The sequence below is a fragment of the Indioceanicola profundi genome, from assembly GCF_003568845.1.
Lineage (GTDB): Bacteria > Pseudomonadota > Alphaproteobacteria > Azospirillales > Azospirillaceae > Indioceanicola > Indioceanicola profundi.
Genome location: NZ_CP030126.1, coordinates 1467652 through 1489053 on the forward strand (window position 1 = coordinate 1467652; position 21402 = coordinate 1489053).

19 protein-coding genes and 5 tRNA genes are annotated in these 21402 nt (G+C 65.1%); 3 read left to right on the forward strand and 21 right to left on the reverse strand.

The window, feature by feature from the left end:
- Nucleotides 1–4: 4 nt before the first annotated feature.
- From nuoE to DOL89_RS07075, 19 genes are all read right to left on the reverse strand, one after another.
- Nucleotides 5–643: an NADH-quinone oxidoreductase subunit NuoE gene (gene nuoE / locus DOL89_RS06980; protein WP_119678484.1), complete on the reverse strand. Its 639-nt coding sequence runs from the start codon at nt 641–643 to the stop codon at nt 5–7.
- A complete protein-coding gene (locus DOL89_RS06985; RefSeq protein WP_119678485.1) occupies nt 640–1860 on the reverse strand; it encodes an NADH-quinone oxidoreductase subunit D in 1221 nt (406 codons plus the stop codon). The genes nuoE and DOL89_RS06985 overlap by 4 nt, the downstream gene beginning before the upstream one ends.
- Before the next feature lie 12 nt (nt 1861–1872).
- Nucleotides 1873–2583, reverse strand: a complete 711-nt coding sequence (locus DOL89_RS06990; protein ID WP_119678486.1) for an NADH-quinone oxidoreductase subunit C — start codon at nt 2581–2583, stop codon at nt 1873–1875.
- Nucleotides 2584–2633: 50 nt separating this feature from the next.
- The gene (locus DOL89_RS06995; protein ID WP_119678487.1) at nt 2634–3206 is read right to left on the reverse strand and encodes a NuoB/complex I 20 kDa subunit family protein; all 573 of its coding nucleotides are present in this window, start codon (nt 3204–3206) and stop codon (nt 2634–2636) included.
- Between the two features lie 49 nt (nt 3207–3255).
- Complete coding sequence (locus tag DOL89_RS07000) at nt 3256–3636, reverse strand: NADH-quinone oxidoreductase subunit A (protein WP_404813484.1); 381 nt, start codon at nt 3634–3636, stop codon at nt 3256–3258.
- A gap of 376 nt (nt 3637–4012) precedes the next feature.
- Nucleotides 4013–4089, reverse strand: a tRNA-Asp gene (locus DOL89_RS07010).
- A 29-nt stretch (nt 4090–4118) separates the two neighbouring features.
- Nucleotides 4119–4195, reverse strand: a tRNA-Asp gene (locus tag DOL89_RS07015).
- 304 nt (nt 4196–4499) lie between these two features.
- A tRNA-Val gene (locus DOL89_RS07020) sits at nt 4500–4574 on the reverse strand.
- Between the two features lie 171 nt (nt 4575–4745).
- On the reverse strand, nt 4746–5018 hold the full coding sequence (locus tag DOL89_RS07025) for an HU family DNA-binding protein (RefSeq protein ID WP_119678489.1): 273 nt from the start codon (nt 5016–5018) through the stop codon (nt 4746–4748).
- Between the two features lie 141 nt (nt 5019–5159).
- Nucleotides 5160–7568 carry an endopeptidase La gene (lon, locus tag DOL89_RS07030; protein ID WP_119678490.1) on the reverse strand — a complete coding sequence of 803 codons (2409 nt, stop codon included), beginning with the start codon at nt 7566–7568 and terminating at the stop codon, nt 5160–5162.
- Nucleotides 7569–7870: 302 nt separating this feature from the next.
- Complete coding sequence (gene clpX / locus DOL89_RS07035) at nt 7871–9136, reverse strand: ATP-dependent Clp protease ATP-binding subunit ClpX (protein WP_119678491.1); 1266 nt, start codon at nt 9134–9136, stop codon at nt 7871–7873.
- A 304-nt stretch (nt 9137–9440) separates the two neighbouring features.
- On the reverse strand, nt 9441–10055 hold the full coding sequence (gene clpP / locus DOL89_RS07040) for an ATP-dependent Clp endopeptidase proteolytic subunit ClpP (protein WP_119678492.1): 615 nt from the start codon (nt 10053–10055) through the stop codon (nt 9441–9443).
- Nucleotides 10056–10269: 214 nt separating this feature from the next.
- Complete coding sequence (gene tig, locus DOL89_RS07045) at nt 10270–11601, reverse strand: trigger factor (protein ID WP_119678493.1); 1332 nt, start codon at nt 11599–11601, stop codon at nt 10270–10272.
- Nucleotides 11602–11704: 103 nt separating this feature from the next.
- Nucleotides 11705–11789, reverse strand: a tRNA-Leu gene (locus DOL89_RS07050).
- 184 nt (nt 11790–11973) lie between these two features.
- On the reverse strand, nt 11974–14325 hold the full coding sequence (locus DOL89_RS07055) for a 1-deoxy-D-xylulose-5-phosphate synthase N-terminal domain-containing protein (RefSeq protein WP_119678494.1): 2352 nt from the start codon (nt 14323–14325) through the stop codon (nt 11974–11976).
- Nucleotides 14326–14465: 140 nt separating this feature from the next.
- Nucleotides 14466–14732: a hypothetical protein gene (locus tag DOL89_RS07060; protein ID WP_119678495.1), complete on the reverse strand. Its 267-nt coding sequence runs from the start codon at nt 14730–14732 to the stop codon at nt 14466–14468.
- 283 nt (nt 14733–15015) lie between these two features.
- Entirely contained in the window at nt 15016–16476 is a 1461-nt protein-coding gene (locus DOL89_RS07065) for an NAD(P)H-hydrate dehydratase (protein ID WP_119678496.1), read from the reverse strand.
- 9 nt (nt 16477–16485) lie between these two features.
- Nucleotides 16486–17241, reverse strand: coding sequence for a 2OG-Fe(II) oxygenase (locus tag DOL89_RS07070; RefSeq protein ID WP_162937370.1), 756 nt, complete (start codon nt 17239–17241; stop codon nt 16486–16488).
- 140 nt (nt 17242–17381) lie between these two features.
- A tRNA-His gene (locus tag DOL89_RS07075) sits at nt 17382–17457 on the reverse strand.
- A 350-nt stretch (nt 17458–17807) separates the two neighbouring features.
- Between DOL89_RS07075 and DOL89_RS07080 the strand changes: the two genes are divergently transcribed.
- Together DOL89_RS07080 and glnA are read left to right on the forward strand one after the other, a co-directional pair.
- The gene (locus DOL89_RS07080) at nt 17808–18146 is read left to right on the forward strand and encodes a P-II family nitrogen regulator (protein WP_119678498.1); all 339 of its coding nucleotides are present in this window, start codon (nt 17808–17810) and stop codon (nt 18144–18146) included.
- 158 nt (nt 18147–18304) lie between these two features.
- A complete protein-coding gene (gene glnA, locus DOL89_RS07085) occupies nt 18305–19714 on the forward strand; it encodes a type I glutamate--ammonia ligase (RefSeq protein WP_119678499.1) in 1410 nt (469 codons plus the stop codon).
- 77 nt (nt 19715–19791) lie between these two features.
- On the opposite strand, the gene DOL89_RS07090 is transcribed toward glnA, so the two are convergent.
- Nucleotides 19792–20022: a hypothetical protein gene (locus DOL89_RS07090; protein WP_119678500.1), complete on the reverse strand. Its 231-nt coding sequence runs from the start codon at nt 20020–20022 to the stop codon at nt 19792–19794.
- Between the two features lie 108 nt (nt 20023–20130).
- Here DOL89_RS07090 and DOL89_RS07095 point away from each other — a divergent pair, with 108 nt between their 5' ends.
- Complete coding sequence (locus tag DOL89_RS07095; protein ID WP_119678501.1) at nt 20131–20376, forward strand: hypothetical protein; 246 nt, start codon at nt 20131–20133, stop codon at nt 20374–20376.
- Between the two features lie 7 nt (nt 20377–20383).
- Here the strand turns inward: DOL89_RS07095 and DOL89_RS07100 are convergent, their stop codons facing one another.
- The gene (locus tag DOL89_RS07100; RefSeq protein ID WP_119678502.1) at nt 20384–21391 is read right to left on the reverse strand and encodes an alpha/beta hydrolase family protein; all 1008 of its coding nucleotides are present in this window, start codon (nt 21389–21391) and stop codon (nt 20384–20386) included.
- Nucleotides 21392–21402 lie beyond the last annotated feature (11 nt).

The following is a 21402-nucleotide window of genomic DNA, read 5'->3' on the forward strand; positions in this document are numbered from 1 at the left end:
TCGCTCAGGCCTGACCGGCCGGCTTGACGCCGACGCGCCTGGCCTGCTCGATCAGCGTCGTGGGTCCGCCCGCCGGGCAGGACCGGATGCGGCCGTTCTGGGGACCATCCGGCGGGGTCTCGCCGCGGGCCAGCGCGTCCAGGACCTTCTCCATCGTCTCCGGCGTGAGGTCCTCGTAATAATCGTCGTTGATCTGCACCATCGGCGCGTTCACGCAGGCCCCCAGGCACTCCACCTCGATCACGGTGAACTGCCCGTCCGGCGTGGTCTCGCCCAGGCGGACGCCCAGCTTCTTCTCGCAGGCATGCACGATGTCGTCCGACCCGCGCAGCCAGCAGGGCGTCGTCGTGCAGACCTGCACGAAGTGCTTACCCACCGGCTTCAGGTTGTACATCGTGTAGAAGGTCGCGACCTCATGCGCGCGGATGCGCGGCATGCCCAGCATGTCGGCCACATAGTCGATGGCGACGGTGGACAGCCACTTGCCGTTCTGCCGCTGCGCCAGATCGAGCAGCGGCATCACCGCGCTCTGCTGGCGTCCCGGCGGATACTTGGCGATGATGCGGTTGGCCAGTTCCAGGTTCTCGGGCGTGAACTCGAAAGACCCCGGCTCGTGCTGGGAAGCGCCGTTGGTCGCACTCATCGATCGATCTCTCCGAACACGATGTCCATGGAACCGATGATCGCCACGCTGTCGGCGAGCATGTGCCCCTTGGACATGAACTCCATGGCCTGCAGGTGCGAGAAGCCGGTGGGCCGGATCTTGCACCGGTACGGGCGGTTGGTGCCGTCGGCGACCAGGAACACGCCGAGTTCGCCCTTCGGCGTCTCGGTAGCCGTGTAGGTCTCGCCGGCGGGCACGTGGTAGCCCTCGGTGTAGAGCTTGAAGTGGTGGATCAGCGACTCCATGGAGCGCTTCATCTCGCCGCGCGGCGGCGGCGCCACCTTGCGGTCGTTCACGATCACCGGACCCGGCGTGACGGCCAGCTTCTCCAGCGCCTGGCGCATGATGCGGTTGGACTGGCGCATCTCCTCCATGCGGACGAGATATCGGGCCCAGCAGTCGCCGGTCAGGCCGACGGGAATGTCGAAGTCGAACTCTTCATAGCGGTCGTAGGGCTGCGACTTGCGCAGGTCCCAGGCCACGTTGGAGCCGCGCAGCATCGGACCGGAGAAGCCCCAGGCCAGCGCATCGTCCGAGCTGACCACGCCGATATCGACGGTGCGCTGCTTGAACACGCGGTTGCCGGTCAGCAGGTTGTCCAGATCGTCGATGAAGGCCGGAAAACGCTCGGTATATTCCCAAATGTCGTCGGCCAGACCGGCCGGCAGATCCTGGTGCACGCCGCCAGCGCGGAAATAGTTGGCGTGGAGCCGGGCGCCGGACACGCGCTCATAGAACTCCATCAGCTTTTCACGCTCCTCGAAACCCCAGAGCGACGGCGTGATGGCGCCGACGTCGAGGGCAAAAGTCGTGATGTTCAGCAGATGGTTCAGGATGCGGGTGAGCTCGGCATAGAGCACGCGGATGTACTGACCGCGCGGCGGCGCCTCGATCCCGAGCAGCTTCTCCACGGCCAGCACGAAGGTGTGCTCCTGGCTCATGGGGGAGACGTAATCCAGCCGGTCGAAATAGGGCAGCGCCTGGATATAGGTCTTGTACTCGATCAGCTTCTCGGTGCCGCGGTGCAGCAGGCCGATATGCGGATCAGCGCGCTCCACGATCTCGCCGTCCATCTCCAGGACCAGGCGCAGCACGCCGTGGGCAGCCGGGTGCTGCGGTCCGAAATTGACGGTGAAGGGTTTGATCTGCGTTTCGTCGGACTTGGCGCCGACGGCCGGCGGGGCGATCTGGGACATGGTGCCGCCTCCTCAGCTCTTCACGTTCGTGGCGCCGGCATCGCCGCCGTGGGCGACAGCCTTGGCGGCCGGATTGTTCGCCATCTCCTGCTGGGTCGGGTTCACCGCGCCCAGCGGAATGACGGCCTTCTCGTCGCCCGGCAACTGGACGTCGGTCATGCCCTCCCAGGGGGAGAGGAAGTCGAAGCTGCGGAAATCCTGCGTCAGCCGCACCGGCTCGTAGACGACGCGCTTCTGCTCGTCGTCGTAGCGGATCTCCACATAGCCGGTCAGCGGGAAGTCCTTCCGAAGCGGATGCCCCTCGAAGCCGTAGTCGGTCAGGATACGGCGCAGGTCCGGATTGTCGCTGAAGAAGATGCCGAACAGGTCCCAGGCTTCCCGCTCGAACCAGCCGGCGACCGGGAACAGCCCGACGACGGAGGGAACCGCCGAATCCTCATCCGTGTTGACCTTCACCCGGATGCGGTTGTTGTGCTTCACGGACAGCAGGTTGTAGACCACCTCGAACCGCTCCGGGCGGTCGGGATAGTCCACGCCGCAGATGTCCATGAGCTGCTGGAACCGGCAGGTGGAATCGTCACGCAGGAACTGGAGAACCCGGAGGATCGCGTGCCGCTCGACGGTCACGCACAGCTCACCGAGCTTCACCTCCACGCTGATCACGTCGTTGCCGATGGCCGACTGGACGTGATCGCCGAGTTCCTGAAGGGCTTGGTCACTCATGATGGCGGCGTCTTCTTCTGCGCGGGGCCCGTCGGCCCCGCCGGACAGGCTTAGGTGCGGATCAGGCGGTTGCCCGACTTGATCTTCTTCTGGAGCTGCAGGATGCCGTAGACCAGCGCCTCCGCGGTCGGCGGGCAGCCTGGAACATAGATGTCCACCGGCACGACGCGGTCGCAACCGCGCACCACCGAGTAGCTGTAGTGGTAGTAGCCGCCGCCATTGGCGCAGGAGCCCATGGAGATGACCCAGCGCGGCTCCGCCATCTGGTCATAGACCTTGCGGAGGGCCGGGGCCATCTTGTTGCAGAGCGTGCCGGCGACGATCATCACGTCGGACTGGCGCGGGCTGGGACGCGGGATCACGCCGAAGCGGTCCAGGTCGTAGCGCGCCATGTAGGCGTGGATCATCTCGACCGCGCAGCAGGCCAGGCCGAAGGTCATCGGCCACAGCGAGCCGGTACGGGCCCAATCCAGCAGCGCATCGTACTTGGCGACGATGAACCCCTTGTCCTGGATCTCCGTGGTGACGGCCTTCATGTAGGCGTCCTGCGCCGGGCCCGGCGGCAGGGGCGAGGATGCGCCCTGCGGCAGGCTCGAAGTGACGGGGGTGATGAGATTGCTCATGACTGGCTGCTCACGGCCTGAGTGCAAAGATCGCGGGTCCGGCAGGGGATCACTCCCACTCCAGCGCGCCCTTCTTCCATTCGTAGATGAAGCCGACGGTCAGGATGCCGAGGAAGACCATCATCGACCAGAAGCCGAACATCCCGATGTCGCCCAGAGATATGGCCCACGGGAACAGAAAGGCAACCTCAAGGTCGAAGATGATGAAGAGGATAGCGACCAGATAGAAGCGGACGTCGAACTTGCTGCGGGCATCGGCAAACGGCTCGAATCCGCACTCATAGGCCGACAGCTTCTCACTGTCCGGGTTCTGCTTCGCCACGACCAGGGACATGACCACCATCAGCAGGGCGATCACGGTCGCGATTCCGAGGAAGATGATGATCGGCAGGTACTCGACCAACATCGGGTTCAGAAGCGGGTTCGGCATGGTCAAAACCTTGCGGCCGGCTGTGGCGTGAGAGCGGCCATCGGCTGCGCGCACACCCAAGCCAGCGGTTCATGAACGGAGAACCCCTTCCGGGGCCCGGGGGAATATAGGCGTCCGCCACCCTCAAGGAAAGCAAATTACGCCCTTATCGTGGCACTGCGGCATGCCCCCGCGAGCCTCGCGGAATCAGAGGGTTGGACGCGAAATGCCTCAACCCTGGCGGCGCAGCAGGGGGAGCGGCGATGCATGGCCGCCCGGCGCGGGAGCCTTCCGGGAGGTTGCCGGCGGGCCGCTTCGCTGGCGCAAAAAGCACATCGCCCGCTACGGCGGACTGCCGGCGGGCATCGATCTGATGGATCGCATTGGATTTGAAAGGTGGCGCGAGTGACGGGACTTGAACCCGCGGCCTCCGGCGTGACAGGCCGGCGCTCTAACCAACTGAGCTACACCCGCGCAGAATACCTTCTACCCCGGTTCGGAAGTGGCGCGAGTGACGGGACTTGAACCCGCGGCCTCCGGCGTGACAGGCCGGCGCTCTAACCAACTGAGCTACACCCGCATTGCTTCCGACAACGGCTCGGACCGGCCTTTCGAACCGTCCGCGGTGCGCTGCACCGCCCCTTACCGCCGTGGGGTGGGGCGCTGTATAGGGGCCTTAGCCGGGCTTGTCAAACAGGAAAATGATTTATTTCCGGACCACGTTGCAGATAGGCCGGCCGGGCAACAGGCGGCCCCTCCTCCACAGCTTTCCGGACGGCATTATGCCGGACATGCATCCAGCGGAGCCGGCGGCAGGCGCAGGACGCGAATGGGCGGATTCTCACCGGTTATGGCAAGAATGGCTGAATGTAACTGGAGGATGATGGTGGGCGGTGAGGGATTCGAACCCCCGACCCGCGGTGTGTAAAACCGAAGCTCTACCCCTGAGCTAACCGCCCGACCCGCTCCCGTCCGGCGATGCCGCGGGGCGATAAAAAAGACGGGTACGCCAGCAGGCGACCCGTCCGCAAGACAGAAATTCATCCGGCCGCATTTCCGGTGTATCCGGGGCCGTCGGCAGGGTCTGCCCAAAGGTGCGATGCACCCACAGCAAACCCTGCCCTTCCGATTCAGACCAGCGCGTCCTTCAGGCCCTTGCCGGCCTTGAACTTCGGCTGCTTGGAGGCCGGGATGGAGATCTTCTCGCCGGTGCGGGGATTGCGCCCCTCGGAAGCGGCGCGCTCCGCAACGGCGAAGGTCCCGAAACCGACCAGACGAACTTCGTCACCCTTCTTCAGGGCGCCGGCGATGGCATCGAACACAGCGTCGACGGCCTTGCCGGCATCGCCCTTGGTCAGGCCGGCAGTTTCGGCAACCGAGGCAACGAGATCATTCTTGTTCACTTAAGGCCCCCCTCTAAAGCCAGGTAGAAAAGGATCAGGCGGCGTCCATGGACGTAGCGCGCTGTGAAACCGGGTTCCGCCGCACTCCCTAGCCGAAGGGGTTACGACGGAACCTCAATTCACACGATTTTGCGCGTCACATCAATGGCGAATCACCTCGTCGCGGTCCTCATCCCCAGCTTTTGCGGGCACTTGGGCCAGTTCCTCCGCCTCCGACCACTCGATGGGGGTCGGAGCGGCGGTGAGCGCACGCTGCAGAACCTCGTCCACCACGGAGACAGGGACGATCTCCATCCCCTTCTTGACGTTCTCCGGGATGTCCGCCAGGTCCTTCTCATTGTCCTTCGGGATCAGCACGGTCTTGATCCCGCCGCGGAGCGCGGCGAGCAGCTTCTCCTTCAGGCCGCCGATCGGCAGCACACGGCCGCGCAGGGTGATCTCGCCGGTCATCGCCACGTCCTTGCGGACCGGAATGCCGGTCAGCACGGAAACGATGGAGGTGATCATGGCGACGCCTGCCGACGGCCCGTCCTTCGGGGTTGCCCCTTCCGGAACGTGGACGTGGATGTCCTTCTTCTCGAACAGCGTCGGCTTGATGCCGAACTGCGGAGCGCGGGACCGGACATAGCTTTCCGCCGCCTGGACGGACTCCTTCATGACATCGCCCAGCTTACCGGTGGTGACCACCCGGCCCTTGCCGCGCAGCATCACGCTCTCGATGGACAGAAGCTCGCCGCCCACCTCAGTCCAGGCCAGACCTGTGACCACGCCCACCATGTCCTCCGCCTCGGCCTCGCCGTAGCGGAAGCGGCGGACGCCGGCATACTTCTCCAGGTTCTCCGGCGTGACCTCCACCTTGGCATGACCCTCCATGAGGATCTCCTTGATGGCCTTGCGCGTGAGGTTGGCGACCTCGCGCTCGAGGTTACGCACGCCGGCTTCCCGGGTGTAGTAGCGGATCAGGTCGCGGAGCGCGTCGTCCGTGATGCTGAACTCGGACGGCTTCAGACCATGCGTCCTCACCTGCTTGTCCAGGATATGCCGCTTGATGATCTCGACCTTCTCGTCCTCGGTGTAGCCGGCGATGCGGATCACCTCCATACGGTCCAGCAGCGGCTGCGGCATGCGCAGCGTGTTGGCTGTGCAGACGAACATCACGTCGGAAAGGTCGTAATCCACCTCCAGGTAATGGTCGGCGAAGGTGCCGTTCTGCTCCGGGTCCAGAACCTCCAGCAGGGCGGACGACGGGTCCCCGCGCCAGTCGGCGCCGAGCTTGTCGATCTCGTCCATGAGGAAGAGCGGGTTGGAGGACTTCGCCTTCTTCATGCCCTGGATGACCTTGCCCGGCATGGAGCCGATATAGGTCCGCCGGTGGCCGCGCACCTCGGCCTCGTCACGAACGCCGCCCAGCGACATGCGGACGAAGTTGCGGCCGGTGGCCTTGGCCATGGACTTGCCGAGCGAGGTCTTGCCGACGCCCGGCGGGCCGACGAGGCAGAGGATGGGGCCGCGCACCTTGTCCATGCGCTGCTGCACGGCGAGGTACTCGAGGATACGCTCCTTGACCTTCTCCAGACCGAAATGATCGGAGTTCAGGATCTCCTCCGCGTGGCGGATGTCCTTCTTGATCTTGGTGCGCTTCTTCCAGGGCAGCGACAGTATCCAGTCCAGGTAGTTGCGAACCACCGTGGCCTCGGCCGACATCGGGCTCATGGAGCGGAGCTTCTTGACCTCCGCCATGGCCTTCTCGCGCGCCTCCTTCGACAGCTTGGTCTTGGCGATGCGCTCCTCGATCTCGGCGACCTCGTCCTTGCCGTCCTCGGACTCGCCCAGTTCCTTCTGGATCGCCTTGAGCTGTTCGTTGAGATAGTACTCGCGCTGGGTCTTCTCCATCTGGCGCTTCACGCGGTTGCGGATGCGCTTCTCGACCTGCAGCACGCCGATCTCGCCTTCCATGAAGGCGTAGACCTTCTCCAGCCGCTCCGCCACGCTCGGCGTCTCGAGGAGCTGCTGCTTCTCAGCGATCTTGAGCTGGAGGTGGGAGGCGATGGTGTCCGCGAGCTTGCCGGCGTCGTCGATCTGGTTGATCGAGACCAGCACCTCGGGCGGAATCTTCTTGTTGAGCTTGATGTACTGCTCGAACTGGGAGACGACGGCGCGGCTCAGGGCTTCCTGCTCCTGCTGCTCGCCAACCTTCTCCTCGATCACGTCGGCATAGGCCTGGAAGAACTCCTCGTTCTCCTCGAACTTGGAGATCACGGCGCGCCGGCCGCCCTCGACGAGCACCTTCACGGTGCCGTCCGGCAGCTTCAACAGCTGGAGCACGGTGCCCACGGTTCCGACAGTGTAGATGTCGGCAGGGCTCGGGTCGTCCTGGCTGGCGTTCTTCTGGGTAACAAGCAGGATCTGCTTGTCGTCCTTCATGACGTCCTCAAGCGCCTTCACCGACTTCTCGCGGCCGACGAACAGGGGAACGATCATGTGCGGAAAGACAACGATGTCCCTCAGCGGCAGGACCGGGTAGAGCACACCACGGGGGATATCCAGCATATTTGCGTGCCTTCTCTTCTTGTCGCGCCATCAGCCCACTCTGGGCCATGTCCATCCGGCCGCCCCATCTGGGCACGGCGCTTCCGGCGACGGCTACATGGCTAACGTGGCACACGCCCCCACCCCCTTCAAGGGCTTGACCTGAGGCCGACTGACCCTAATGCGCATGTCACAGGATGTGTCGGTGGAGCCGACGGGCTAACCCAGGGGTGGAAAGTCCCGGCAAGTTGTTGCACCGCAAACAAAAAGGGCGGCCCGCGCGGGCCGCCCCTCCTGATGACGTACTGGCCTGGGGTCGGCGATTACGCCCCTGGCGCAGCCTCGCTCCGGCGGTCGGAGTAGATGTAGAGCGGCTTCGCGCGGCCCTCCACCACTTCCTTGTTGATGACGATCTCCTCCACGCCCTGCAGGCCGGGAAGGTCGTACATCGGTTCCAGCAGGATGGACTCCATGATCGAGCGGAGGCCGCGGGCGCCGGTCTTCCGCTGGATGGCCTTCAGCGCTATGGCGCGCAGAGCCTCCTCATGGATGCCGAGCTTCACATCCTCCATCTCGAACAGCCGCGCATACTGCTTCACCAGCGCGTTCTTCGGCTTGGTCAGGATTTCGATCAGCGCATCCTCGTCCAGGTCGTGCAGGGTGGCGACCACCGGCAGACGGCCGACGAATTCGGGGATCAGACCGAACTTCAGCAGATCCTCAGGCTCGACCTCACGCAGGATTTCACCGGTGCGGCGATCTTCCGGCGCACGGACATCCGCGCCGAAGCCCATCGAGGTGCCCTTGCCGCGCGCCCCGATGATCTTCTCCAGCCCGGCGAAAGCGCCGCCGCAGATGAAGAGGATATTCGTGGTGTCGACCTGCAGGAACTCCTGCTGCGGATGCTTGCGCCCGCCCTGCGGCGGCACGGAGGCGACGGTGCCCTCCATGATCTTCAGCAAGGCCTGCTGCACGCCCTCGCCCGACACGTCGCGGGTGATCGACGGGTTGTCGGACTTGCGGCTGATCTTGTCGACCTCGTCGATATAGACGATGCCGCGCTGCGCCCGCTCGACATTGTAATCGGCGGCCTGGAGCAGCTTGAGGATGATGTTCTCCACATCCTCGCCGACATAGCCCGCCTCCGTCAGGGTGGTGGCGTCGGCCATGGTGAAGGGCACATCGATGATGCGGGCGAGCGTCTGCGCCAGCAGCGTCTTGCCCGAACCGGTCGGACCGATCAGCAGGATGTTGGACTTGGCCAGCTCCACGTCGTTGTGCTTCGCACTGTGGGCCAGGCGCTTGTAGTGGTTATGTACGGCGACTGAGAGCACCCGCTTCGCATGCTCCTGGCCGATCACATAGTCGTCCAGTACGGCACAGATGTCCCGCGGCGAGGGTACGCCGTCCCGGGACTTCACCAGCGTGGTCTTGTTCTCCTCGCGGATGATGTCCATGCACAGCTCGACGCATTCATCGCAGATGAACACGGTTGGGCCGGCAATGAGCTTCCGCACCTCGTGCTGACTCTTCCCGCAGAACGAGCAGTAAAGAGTATTCTTCGAGTCGCCGCCGGTCGACTTGGTCATATGAGCTCCGTACATCACCGGGGAGCGTACGAACCGGACAGGCCCGGCATGGCCACCGACCCGTGCGCCCGGACGCCACCGGCGTCCAACGAGTCTGGGGCGGTTCCGAAGCCATTCCGCCTTACGGCGGTCCGACCCATGATCCCGCCCCTGGGATCCGACGAGGCAACCGGGCGCGAACGCCCTGCCCGCCTATTCAACAACACCGAAAGCGACGGGATCAACAGATTGTTCGCCCCACCCCCATTTCGCACGGAACTCATGAGGTGTCCCGCGCCATTGGAGGTACTGCGAACCGTCCAGATCAGCCCTCGCTGCTCGGCCGGTGGGTGAACACGTCGTCGATAAGTCCGAAGGACTTCGCCTCCTCCGGGCTCATAAACTTGTCGCGCTCCATGGCCTTTTCAATGACATCCATCGGCTGGCCGGTGTGGTGGTGGAAAATCTCATTCAGGCGCTGGCGCATCCGCAGGATTTCCTGCGCCTGGATTTCGATATCCGCCGCCTGCCCCTGGGCGCCGCCCGAGGGCTGGTGGACCATGATCCGGCTGTTCGGCAGCGAGAATCGCCGGCCCGGCGCACCGCCCGCCAGCAACAGCGCGCCCATGCTGGCCGCCTGTCCCATGCAGATCGTCGCAACCGGAGACCGGATGTACTGCATGGTGTCATAGATGGCGAGACCGGCCGTCACGTAGCCGCCCGGCGAGTTGATGTAGAAGGAGATTTCCTTGCTCGGATTCTCCGCCTCCATGAACAGGAGCTGGGCGCAGACTACGCTTGCGACCGCGTCATTGACGCCGCCCACCAGGAAGATGATGCGCTCCTTCAGGAGGCGCGAATAGATGTCGTAGGCGCGCTCGCCCCGGTTGGTCTGCTCGACCACCATCGGAACCAGTGCATTCATCTGCGGCTCGATCATGTCCCTCGCTCAGCTCCGCTGCGTACCGGTCGGGATGTTTCGTTCTCACGTCATAGCCGGTCAGGTCCGTGTTGCGCCAGACCGAAATTGACGCAAAAGACTAAGGACCGGACAATGCCTCGGATGTACCGGGGTGCGGAACAGATAGGGGCGGTGACCCGCTTGGACCACCGCCCCCGAATTCAATTCAGCCCAGTGTGGGAAGAAGACCGGATCAGGCCTGCTCCTCCTCCGGGTCCTTCATCAGCTCCTCGGCCGTGACCGGGACCTCGTTGACCTTCACGCTGGACAGGATGTGGTCCACGACCTTGTCCTCGAACAGCGGGGCGCGGAGCTGCTCGATGGCCTGCGGGTTCTTCTTGAAAAACTCGAACACCTGCTGCTCCTGGCCGGGGTAGCGCTGCACCTCGGAGATCACGGCCTTGTTCAACTCGTCACGGCTGACGGTGACGTTGTTGCGGCGGCCGATTTCTGACAGCAGCAGACCGAGGCGGACACGGCGCACCGCGATGTCGCGATACTCCTTCTTCAGCTCCTCCTCGTCCTTGTCCTTGTCTTCCTCATCGACCTGACCGGACTGCAGCTCCTGCTGGAGGCGGCTCCATATCTGGTTGAACTCGATGTCGACCATCCCGGCGGGGACGTCGAAATCGTGCAGCTCGGCCAGCTTGTCCAGCAGGGCGCGCTTGGCACGCAGGCGGGAAAGGTTGCCGTAGTCGGCGCCGATGCGCTCGCGGATGGCCTCGCGCAGCTTCTCCAGATCATCGAAGCCGAAGCCCTTGGCCAGATCGTCGTTCAGCTCGGCCGGCTTGGTTGCCCGCAGCTCCTTCACGTCGACCTCGAACACAGCCTCCTTACCGGCCAGCTCGGCGGCATGGTACTCGGCCGGGAAGGTCACGGTGACGGTCTTGTGCTCGCCCGCCTTGGCGCCGACGAGCTGGTCCTCAAAACCGGGAATGAAGGTGCCGGAGCCCAGCTCCAGGCTGTAATCCTCGCCCTTCATGCCGGGCTTCTTCTCGCCGTCGACGGAGCCGTCGAAGTCGATGACCAGGATGTCGCCATTGGCGGAGGCGCGGTCCTCTTCGACCTTCTCGCTCTGCTTGCGGCTGTCGGCCAGACGCTTCAGCGCCTCGTCCACCTGCTCGTCATTGACGGGGACCACCGGCTTGGTGATCTCGACGCCGGACAGGTCGGCCGGCTCGATCTCCGGCAGCAGCTCCACCTTCATGGAGAATTCCAGGTCCTTGCCCGGCTCGAAGCTGGTGACTTCCACCTTCGGCTGGAGGGCCGGACGGAGGTTGTTCTGCTCGATGGCCTGAGCCTGGCTATCATTGACAGCACCCTCCAACACCTCGCCCATCACGGACTGGCCGTAGCGCTGCTTCAGGATCGGCATCGGCACCTTGCCGGGGCGGAAGCCGGGCATGCGCACGGTCTTGCCGATCTCGGTCAGCTTGGAGTTGACCCGGGCGTCGATGTCCGTGGCGGGGATGACGACCTTGAATTCACGGCTCAGGCCGGCGGCGCTGGTCTCGGTGATCTGCATGGGAAGGAGTGCCTGTCTTCTTCTGTGGTCGCCCCGCCGGCGAATCCGGTCAGGAGCTCCCGCGCCAAGGTCATCCCTTGCGCGGTGGTTGCGGTTACGATCATGGTGCGGGCGAAGGGACTTGAACCCCCACGTCTTTCGACACCGGAACCTAAATCCGGCGCGTCTACCAGTTCCGCCACGCCCGCCCCATGCCGGAACGGCCCGAACAGGGCCACCCCGGCGGGAGCGGTCCCTATAGCAAGGGAACGGGCTCCCGCCAAGGGCGATATGGATCAATAAGCCGCCGGAATATGATTCCCGAGTCCGCCGGCCCTCCCCCGCCCTTCGACCGGTTCAGGGCGACGTTGGGATATCGCCTGCCGCGTCCGTTCAATCCAGGAGCACGCGCGCCGCTGCGTCCAGAATGCCGTCCGCATCCAGCCCCATGACCCGGTAGATGTCCTGGATGTCCGCCGACTGGCCGAAGCTTTCGATGCCGAGCGCCGCCACCTTGTGCCCGCGCACGCCGCCGAGCCAGGACAGCGCCGCCGGGTGACCGTCGATCACGGTGACCAGCTTTGCATCGGGGCTGAGGCGGCCCAGCAGCCGCTCCACATGGCTCTCGGCACCCTGCCCGCCCTGGCGGCCGGCGCGGGCAGCGCTCCAGCCCTCCTGCAGCCGGTCCGGCGAGGTCACGGCCAGCAGCCCGGCCCCCGGCACATCCTCCAGCAGGGCCGCATGAGCCTGCATCGCCTCCGGCGCCAGGGCGCCGCAATAGACGATGGCGAGGTCGGCATCCGGCGAGGGCTCCCGCACCCAGTAGCCGCCATCGATCACGGCCGCCGTATCCAGCTTGCGCTTCGGCTGCTCGATGCTGCGGGTGGAGAGACGCAGATAGACGCTGCCGCCGTCCGCGGCCTGCATATGCTCGAAGCCCCAGCGCATGATGGCCGCAAGCTCATCCACATAGGCCGGTTCGAAGCTGGCCAGCTTGGGCAGGCCCATGCCGATCAGGGGCGTGGCGATGGACTGGTGCGCCCCGCCCTCCGGCGCCAGGGTGACGCCGCTGGGGGTCGCAACCACCATGAAGCGGGCGTCCTGGTAGAGCGCGTAGTTGAAGGCGTCCAGCCCGCGCATGATGAAGGGGTCGTAGAGCGTGCCCACCGGCAGCAGCCGCACGCCGAACAGCTCGTGGCTCATTCCCAGGGCGGCCAGCATCAGGAACAGATTATGCTCGGCGATGCCGAGTTCCATGTGCTGGCCGTCGGGCGCGCCGTGCCAGCGATGGGCGGAGACCACCTTCTGCTCCCGGAAGATGTCGATGACCTCCTTCCGGTCGAACAGCCCTCGCCGGTTGACCCAGCCGCCCAGATTGGTGCTGACGGTCACGTCCGGCGAGGTGGTCACGATGCGCGACGCGATCTCCGCATCCGACTTGGCCAGTTCCGCCAGGATCTTGCCGAAGCCCTCCTGTGTGGAGGCCTTGTCGCCGCCCGGCGATGGCAGGTTCGGCACCGGCACGGAAGCCGCCTTCAACCGGCGGGAACCGCCCTGGACGAAGGGCACCTCCGCCAGGAACGCCTCCAGCTCCTCCGGGTCCACGCCCAGCCCGGCGAAGCGCTCCCACTCCTCGCCGTCCTTCAGGCCGCACTGCCGCTTGAACTCGGCCATCTGGTCCAGGTTCATCAGGCCGGCATGGTTGTCCTTGTGGCCGGCGAAGGGCAGGCCCATGCCCTTGACGGTGTAGGCGATGAAGCAGGCCGGCTGCTCGCTCTCCACCCCGTGGAAGGTGTCGAGGATCGTTTCCAGGTCATGCCCGGCCAGATTGGTCATCAGCGCGCCCAGCATGGCATCGTCATGGCTGTCCAGCATGGCCTTGATGCCGCCGGTGTCGCCGAGATCGCGCACCAGCGCCTCGCGCCAGGCCGCGCCGCCCTTGAAGGTCAGCGCGGAATAGAGCTGGTTCGGGCAATTGTCGATCCAGTCCCGCAAAGCGTCGCCGCCCGGCTGCTGGAACGCGGCCTCCAGCTTCTTGCCGTACTTCATGATGTTCACGTTCCAGCCCAGCGACCGGAACATGCCCTCGATCGGGACCCAGAGCTTGTCGGAGACCACGGAATCCAGGCTCTGGCGGTTGTAGTCGATGATCCACCAGGTGTTCCGCAGATCGTGCTTCCAGCCCTCCAACATGGCTTCGAAGACATTGCCCTCGTCCAGCTCGGCATCGCCGACCAGGGCGACCATGCGCCCCTCCGGCTGGTCGGTCATGCCCTTCAGCCGCACATAGTCCTGCACCATGCTGGCAAAGGCGGTGACCGCCACGCCGAGGCCGACGGAGCCGGTGGAGAAATCCACGTCCGGCGTATCCTTGGTCCGGGACGGATAGGACTGAGCCCCGCCGAGGGCGCGGAACCGCTCCAGCTTGTCCCGACTCTGCCGGCCCATCAGGTACTGGATGGCGTGGAAGATCGGGCTGGCATGGGGCTTCACCGCCACCCGGTCCTGCGGGCGCAGCACGTCGAAGTACAGCGCCGTCATGATGCTGGCGAGCGAGGCGCTGGAGGCCTGATGGCCGCCGACCTTCAACCCGTCGCGCGAGGGGCGCAGGTGGTTGGCATTGTGGATTGTCCAGGTGCTGAGCCAGAGCACCTTGCGCTCCAGCTCCTTCAAGAGATGCAGACGGCGCTCCCGCTCGGACGGGGCCTTGTCGCCGATCTTCGGCAGGGTGGCGGTATCGGGCATTTCCAGGAGTCTCTTCTTCCGGGGCCCGCACATCTGCGCCGGCCATGGGTGGAGGTTGGACTCCTGTATAAGACTTCCCGCCCGCCTGGGAAACAGCGGGCCGCTGCCCTACCCCGATGTGCAGCCGGCAATCCGCGGGATCAGTCGGCAACCTGTTCTTGAAACAGGCGCTGGAAACTGTCCACCGACAGCGTCCTCAAATCCCCACCCGCGGCCTCCTCGCCGCCGCCGCCCCGGCACTGGTCGTTGTGGACCATGAAGCGGACATGCGGAATGTTGAACTGCGTGTCAGTCACGGCAAGCACATAGGCCGTCTCCGTGACGCCCCGCGCGATGACGCGCCTGTAGACGGAGCCCGGCACCACCGGTTTCTCCAGCTTGGCACGCTTGAACAGCGTGATGCCCATTGCCGCCCCCTGTCCGGTTATTTTCGATTCCGGGGTAGCCGCCCAGGCCCTGTTTCCTGGGGCTAATCCAATTTACTTACGCAAACAGGTTAACCCGCATTCGGAACACGGGCAAGGTTTTGATAACCATATCTGCGACTGCCGTCCCATGGAGACGGCGGAATCGATGATTGCTGTCGATAGGGAGCGGATCAAATGCATAAGACCGCATGCATGTGCATTCCGGGAGACTGGCAGACTGGCGAATGAGGCAGTTGCGGTCGGAGGGAACTGCTTCCGATCGCTATTGCGCTTTGAGCCTGCGCAGAACTGCTGGCAATGCTTCCGGCAAATCTTCAGCGATCAGCCCAGGTCCCGCCTGCCGCCCGGCCTCTCCATGCAGCCAGGCAGCGGCGCAGGCGGCATCGAAAGCGCTCATCCCCTGCGCAATCAGCCCGAGCGCCATCCCTGCAAGCACGTCGCCGGAGCCGGCGGTGGCCAGGTCCGGCGGGGCGTTGTCGTTGATCACCGCCCGCCCGTCCGGGTGCGCGACGACCGTGTCCGCGCCTTTGAGCAGAACCACCGCCCCGCTCCGCCTCGCAGCCGCCCGGGCCCGCTCCAGCTTCGATCCTGTCAGGCCGCCGAAGACGCGGCCGAACTCCCCCTCATGGGGGGTCAGCAGCCAGCGGTCGGAAAGTCCGGAGAACAGCGCCTCGGCATCTCCGGCAAAGCTTCCAAAGACATCCGCATCCAGCACGCCGGCTTTCCCGGCTTCCACCGCCGCCCGGACAGCGCTTCGTGTCTCCGCCGACACGCCTCCTCCGGGGCCAATCAGGACGGCATTCCGCCGGGGATCGGCGATCAGTTCGGCGAAGGCACCGCTGTCGGCTACAGGCTGCACGATCACGCTGGGCATGGAGAGCGCATAAATCTGCACGGCCGGCGGCGGTGCGGCGATGGTCGCCAGCCCTGCCCCGACCCGCAACGCCGCCCGCGCCGCCAGCCGTCCCGCCCCGGTCATTACCTCCCCGCCGAGGATCACCGCATGTCCGCGGCTGTACTTATGTCCGCCGAGACTCGGCCAGGGATACCGCCCACCCCACAGTTCCGGATCGTTTCGGCGGCACAGCGGCTCTATTCCGTCCAGCACCCGTGCGGGAATGCCGATATCCGCCACGACCAACTCCCCGCACAGCGCCCGCCCCGGCAGCAGCAGGTGCCCCGGCTTGTGCCGGAAGAAGGTGACGGTAAGGACAGCCCGCGGCGCGGCCCCCAGCACCTTGCCATCGTCGCCCCGGATGCCGCTGGGCACATCCACCGCGACGACCGGTGTTCCGCGCCTGACCAGTTCTTCGACCACGCCCAGGGCGACGCCATCCAAGGGACGGGACAGCCCGGCGCCAAACAGCGCATCGATCACGAGTTCCGCTTCGTCCAGCAGAGCCGTCCCAAGCGGCTCAACCGGACCGGTCCAGGTTCCGGCCGCCCAGGCGGCGTCCCCCTTCAGCGACTCCGTGCTGCCAAGCAGCCCCAGCCGCACCGGCCATCCAGCCTTTGCCAGAAGGCGTGCCGCGACGAATCCGTCGCCGCCATTGTTTCCCGGCCCGCACAGAACCGCGACCGGCCATGGACTCCATCGTTCCCGGATGGCATGGGCCACCGCGGCGCCAGCCGATTCCATCAGTTCGGGTCCGGGTACGCCGGCGGCCATGGCGGCCCGGTCGGCCCGGTACATCTCATCGACTGTCAGAATCTCATGCGCCATGGCGGGTCCTCACCACAGGTCGGATGCGATCTCCGCCGTGAAGAACAGATAGGCCCGCTCGAACGGTCCCGGCCCGCGGGGGATCACGCCGTGCAGCGCGTGACGGGAGTTGGGGAACAGCACCAGCGTGTTGGCGGCATAGGGAACAACCGCCGCCAGTTCCACCTCATCCTCGCCGATCTCGAACCGCCCTGTCTCCCGCGGTGCGGCGCGCCAGCGGTAGAGGCCCAGATCGCCGCCCGGCAACGGGTCGTCCGCATCGCGCAGATAGAACAGCCCCGTGAACAGCCGGTTTGCGGTGTCGAGATGCGCCCTGCGGTGACTTTTCGGCGCGCCTTTCACCGGAGTCGTGATCTCCAGCCGCGCGTCGGTCAGCACATCGACCGATTCGAAGCCGTCCCTGGACAGCAGCCCGACTTTCGGGCTCGGGTTGCGATCCACCCAGCCCCAGACTTCCGGGGCATGGACCGGCATGTGATCCCCGAAAAGATCGACCACGCGGCTGAGCACGTCGGACGAGGACATGCGCGCCGTAAGCTCGCGCCACAGCGGATGAAACCGGTCCTGCGTCTGGAACTGATAGGCGGAATAGGGCATCCGCTGCCCGCTCGGCGGTTCGCCGCTCCAGCCGATGTCGGCGAAGCGGGGCCGTCCGGCCCGCAGCGGCTCGAACACCTCCGGCGGGAGCGCATCCCGCACGATCAAATGCGGGAACGGGTCCAGGCGGATATCGGCTCTTGTCGCCCTGGCCAGCAGATCTGTCACGATGCTCCCCATTCCATGCCGCGCCCATGCGTGGTAGCGGCGGCATCATGCCGTGGCGGCAGGCGAACGTCACCTGCGCTGCATGGGGCAATGATGGGGATATTTTATGAAGGGGTCCCGGCCCCGCCGGAGCGGGAAAATGGGGCGACGGACGGGACTCGAACCCGCGACCACTCGGACCACAACCGAGGGCTCTACCAACTGAGCTACCGTCGCCGCCGGGAGGCCAGCGTATGCAACAATCCGCCCTGCCTCGTCAAGCCCTCTGTTGAAAGTGTCTGTTCCGTCAAAGGCAGAGCAGATCTGCCTTCCACGTATCCTGCCGAAAACGCGCAGGATTGCTAGCCTGCCTTATGCGACATGCCCTCGCGCCGATCAAGTGATGAAAAAAGGTGCAGTGTTTTGCCCGCTATTTCGGCAAAGTCACGCTCGAACGGGGAAGAAGGCGCGGACTCCGCTGGTTTTAGGCCGTGGCATGCCGCATGCTTACCCCGTTGGGCGCGCCGATCAGGCGCTTGGAACACGCGCCTCTCCGACCGGCGCGGTACAGGGAGCTTTTGGAGCCGATGAAGAAAGTCGAAGCCATCATCAAGCCGTTCAAACTGGACGAGGTGAAGGAGGCGCTCCACGAAGTCGGCATCCGTGGCATCACTGTCACCGAGGCCAAGGGCTTCGGCCGGCAGAAGGGGCATACCGAGCTTTATCGCGGCGCCGAATACGTCGTGGATTTCCTGCCCAAGGTGAAGATAGAAGTGGTGATGGACGACGCCATGGTCGACCGCGCCATCGAAGCCATCCAGCAGGCCGCCCACACCGGGCGCATCGGCGATGGCAAGATCTTCGTCACCGCAGTCGACGAGGTTATCCGTATCCGGACCGGTGAGCGCGGCCCCGACGCGATCTGACCGGACCAGGGTTTCTTATCGGCAAGGGGTGGAGCAGCCTGGGCCACCCTGAGCCGCCCGTAGCACCACCCGGGCGTCCGCCTGCCAGCTCAGCCGGTCGGCAGTTGCGGCGTCCCAATCGCCACCGGCAAAACCTCAAACCAACGGAAACCGAGGCTATGTCTGATACCAGCAAGTTCTTCGACCTGATCAAGGAGCATGACGTCAAGTACGTCGACCTCCGCTTCACCGACCCGAAGGGCAAGCTGCAGCACACCGCGCAGCATATCAGCACGGTGGACGAGGACATGTTCACCGACGGCATCATGTTCGACGGCTCGTCCATCGCCGGCTGGAAGGCGATCAACGAGTCCGACATGATCCTCATGCCGGACGCCTCGACCGCGGTCATGGACCCGTTCGCTGCCCAGCCGCTGCTGACGGTGTTCTGCGACGTCTATGAGCCCTCCACCGGGCAGCCCTACAAGCGCGACCCGCGCTCTATCGCCAAGGCGGCGGAGAACTACATGGCTGCCGCCGGTATCGGCGACACCTGCTATTTCGGCCCGGAGGCCGAGTTCTTCGTGTTCGACGACGTGAAGTTCGACGTCTCGATGAACCGCGTCCTCTACGAGTTCGACAGCGAGGAAGGTCCCTACACCTCCGCCAAGAACTACGAGGGCGGCAACCTCGCCCACCGTCCGGCGGTGAAGGGCGGCTACTTCCCGGTGGCCCCGATCGACAGCGGCCAGGACTTCCGCGCCGAGATGGTGTCCGTCCTGGCGGAGATGGGCGTCGCCGTCGAGAAGCACCACCACGAGGTGGCGGCCTCGCAGCATGAGCTGGGCGTGAAGTTCGGCACGCTGGTGCAGATGGCCGACGCCATGCAGCTCTACAAGTTCGTGGTGCACAACGTCGCCCATGCCTATGGCAAGACCGCTACCTTCATGCCGAAGCCGGTCTATGGCGACAACGGTTCGGGCATGCACTGCCACCAGTCCATCTGGAAGGACGGCAAGCCGCTCTTCGCCGGCTCTGGCTATGCCGACCTGTCGGACATGGCGCTGTACTATATCGGCGGCATCATCAAGCATGCCCGCGCCCTGAACGCCTTCACCAACCCGACGACCAACAGCTACAAGCGTCTGGTTCCGGGCTACGAGGCTCCGGTGCTGCTGGCCTACTCCAGCCGCAACCGCTCGGCCTCCTGCCGTATTCCGTACGTGAACAACCCGAAGGGCAAGCGCGTCGAAGTCCGTTTCCCGGACCCGGCCGCCAACCCCTATCTGGCCTTCGCCGCCCAGCTCATGGCCGGTCTGGACGGCATCCAGAACAAGATCCATCCGGGCGAGGCGATGGACAAGAACCTCTACGACCTCCCGCCGGAGGAGTTGAAGGAGGTTCCGACCGTCTGCCGTTCGCTGCGCGAAGCGATGGAGAATCTGGACGCCGACCGCGAGTTCCTGATGAAGGGCGACGTGTTCACTGCGGACATGATCGACAGCTACATCGATCTGAAGATGGAAGAGGTCCTCGCCTTCGAGACCTCCCCGCACCCGATCGAGTACAAGATGTACTACTCGGTCTGATCCTTACCGATCAGAATCGGCATGGAGGGCCGCCCGGCGACGGGCGGCCCTTTTCATTTCCACTCTATGGAACGGAATTACGGCTGAGACCACCGTACGGTACCGGCGATTTGCCCGTCTTCGATGCGGAGGGCCCGGTCCGGTTTGTCCACCGCTGCGGCCACATCCACGACCTGGGCCGGTCCGATCCAGACCGGCGTGCTGAAACGGTCCTCCGGCAGCGGCATCAGATAGAGATACAGCAGGGCCGCGATGGCCAGCAGCATCGCCGCCCCGAGCAGCCGGATGAATATCCTGGCAATGGTCACATCGGCTTCCAGGCACGGCGACGCCCCAGCGCGCGTCGGGACGTGCTATACTGCTTCCGACCGGACAGACCTGCCACAACTCCTCGCCAACCATTCCGTGCGATCTGGATGAAACCTGCCCTGCCTGCCCTACTGCTCGCCGCCCTGGCCCTTGCCAGCTCCTCCGCCCACGCGTCGGAGGCGGAGGCGAAGGATGTGGCACGGAACGCCAATTGCCCGCCCGGGAAGGTGGAGGTGCTGAAGCGGACCCAGGGCGGCAACGCGGAAACGATCTACAAGATCGCCTGCAGCGGCCAGAAGGACGTGTTCGTGGCGGTCCGATGCGTGGGCCGGCTGTGCGTGCTGTTGCGCTAGCGGCTTTTCACAGGTGCTCGGCCAGCCATTCCTTAAGCTTCTCCAGTACCTCCGGCGCTACTGCACCCTCGAAGCCGGGACCGTTCTCCTCCACGCTCTTCAGATTGTGGCTGACTCCTTCCGGAACGGTCACCTGACTTCCCGGCAGTTTGGCGACGGGTCGGGCCAGCGCGGCGGCATCCCGCTCGACCGAAACCTGGGCATCGGCCTTGCCGGTCAGGACCAGGACCGGCATGTCCAGCCCGGCCGCCGCCTGGGCGGGATCGAAACGGAGCAGGGATTGCAGGAATGGCCCGGCATAGTCCGGGTAGAGCGCCTTGAGGCCGGCCGGAACGTCATCCGGCACCCTGCCCGTCCTTATGATCTCATCGGAGATGCGTCGGCTGGCCCCCAGCATATCCGCTGCAACATCCGGCGGGGCATTCTGCGCTTCCAACGTCCGCTCGAGCTGCTCCTCGATGACGGCAGCAAGCGGCCGGCCCGGCGTGGACAGAAGGATCAGGACCTTGGGCCTTACGGTACCGCGCGCAGTCAGATCCAGCGCGACCAGACCACCCTCGCTATGGCCGGCGATGCCGATCCGCGCCGGGTCCACAGCCTGCTGCTCCGCCAGGAACCGGAACGCGCCGGCCGCATCCTCCACGAATGCGTCCCAGCGGGTGAAGTTCGGAAGAGCGGCCGGATCGGTTGGCATCGTCGCCTTGTTCGCGAACATGCCGCGCTTGTCGTAGCGCAGCGTGGCGATCCCTTCTGCCGCCAGCATGTCGGCCAACTGCTTCAGCAGATCGATCCTAACCGGAACCAGCGGGTTGTTTCCATTCCGGTCGGTAGGCCCGCTGCCCTGGATCAGCAGCAGCGCCGGATGCCTTCCCGCCCCGTCCGGCACATTCAGGGTTCCGGCCAGGGGGACGCCGTCCGCCCCTTGGAACGTGACTTCCCGCTCAACCGCAGCCGCAGGACCCGCGAGACACGCGGACCCGAACAGCAGAGCTGCGGCGAGAAGGCGCTTCAACATTCCATGATCTC

Excerpts from the sequence above, each read along its gene's own strand:
- nuoE (WP_119678484.1), bottom strand. The coding sequence starts at position 643 with ATGAGTGCGACCAACGGCGCTTCCCAGCACGAGCCGGGGTCTTTCGAG.
- DOL89_RS06985 (WP_119678485.1), bottom strand. The coding sequence starts at position 1,860 with ATGTCCCAGATCGCCCCGCCGGCCGTCGGCGCCAAGTCCGACGAAACG.
- DOL89_RS06990 (WP_119678486.1), bottom strand. The coding sequence starts at position 2,583 with ATGAGTGACCAAGCCCTTCAGGAACTCGGCGATCACGTCCAGTCGGCC.
- DOL89_RS06995 (WP_119678487.1), bottom strand. The coding sequence starts at position 3,206 with ATGAGCAATCTCATCACCCCCGTCACTTCGAGCCTGCCGCAGGGCGCA.
- DOL89_RS07000 (WP_404813484.1), bottom strand. The coding sequence starts at position 3,636 with ATGCCGAACCCGCTTCTGAACCCGATGTTGGTCGAGTACCTGCCGATC.
- lon (WP_119678490.1), bottom strand. The coding sequence starts at position 7,568 with ATGCTGGATATCCCCCGTGGTGTGCTCTACCCGGTCCTGCCGCTGAGG.
- clpX (WP_119678491.1), bottom strand. The coding sequence starts at position 9,136 with ATGACCAAGTCGACCGGCGGCGACTCGAAGAATACTCTTTACTGCTCG.
- clpP (WP_119678492.1), bottom strand. The coding sequence starts at position 10,055 with ATGATCGAGCCGCAGATGAATGCACTGGTTCCGATGGTGGTCGAGCAG.
- tig (WP_119678493.1), bottom strand. The coding sequence starts at position 11,601 with ATGCAGATCACCGAGACCAGCGCCGCCGGCCTGAGCCGTGAATTCAAG.
- DOL89_RS07055 (WP_119678494.1), bottom strand. The coding sequence starts at position 14,325 with ATGCCCGATACCGCCACCCTGCCGAAGATCGGCGACAAGGCCCCGTCC.
- DOL89_RS07060 (WP_119678495.1), bottom strand. The coding sequence starts at position 14,732 with ATGGGCATCACGCTGTTCAAGCGTGCCAAGCTGGAGAAACCGGTGGTG.
- DOL89_RS07065 (WP_119678496.1), bottom strand. The coding sequence starts at position 16,476 with ATGGCGCATGAGATTCTGACAGTCGATGAGATGTACCGGGCCGACCGG.
- DOL89_RS07080 (WP_119678498.1), top strand. The coding sequence starts at position 17,808 with ATGAAGAAAGTCGAAGCCATCATCAAGCCGTTCAAACTGGACGAGGTG.
- glnA (WP_119678499.1), top strand. The coding sequence starts at position 18,305 with ATGTCTGATACCAGCAAGTTCTTCGACCTGATCAAGGAGCATGACGTC.
- DOL89_RS07095 (WP_119678501.1), top strand. The coding sequence starts at position 20,131 with ATGAAACCTGCCCTGCCTGCCCTACTGCTCGCCGCCCTGGCCCTTGCC.
- DOL89_RS07100 (WP_119678502.1), bottom strand. The coding sequence starts at position 21,391 with ATGTTGAAGCGCCTTCTCGCCGCAGCTCTGCTGTTCGGGTCCGCGTGT.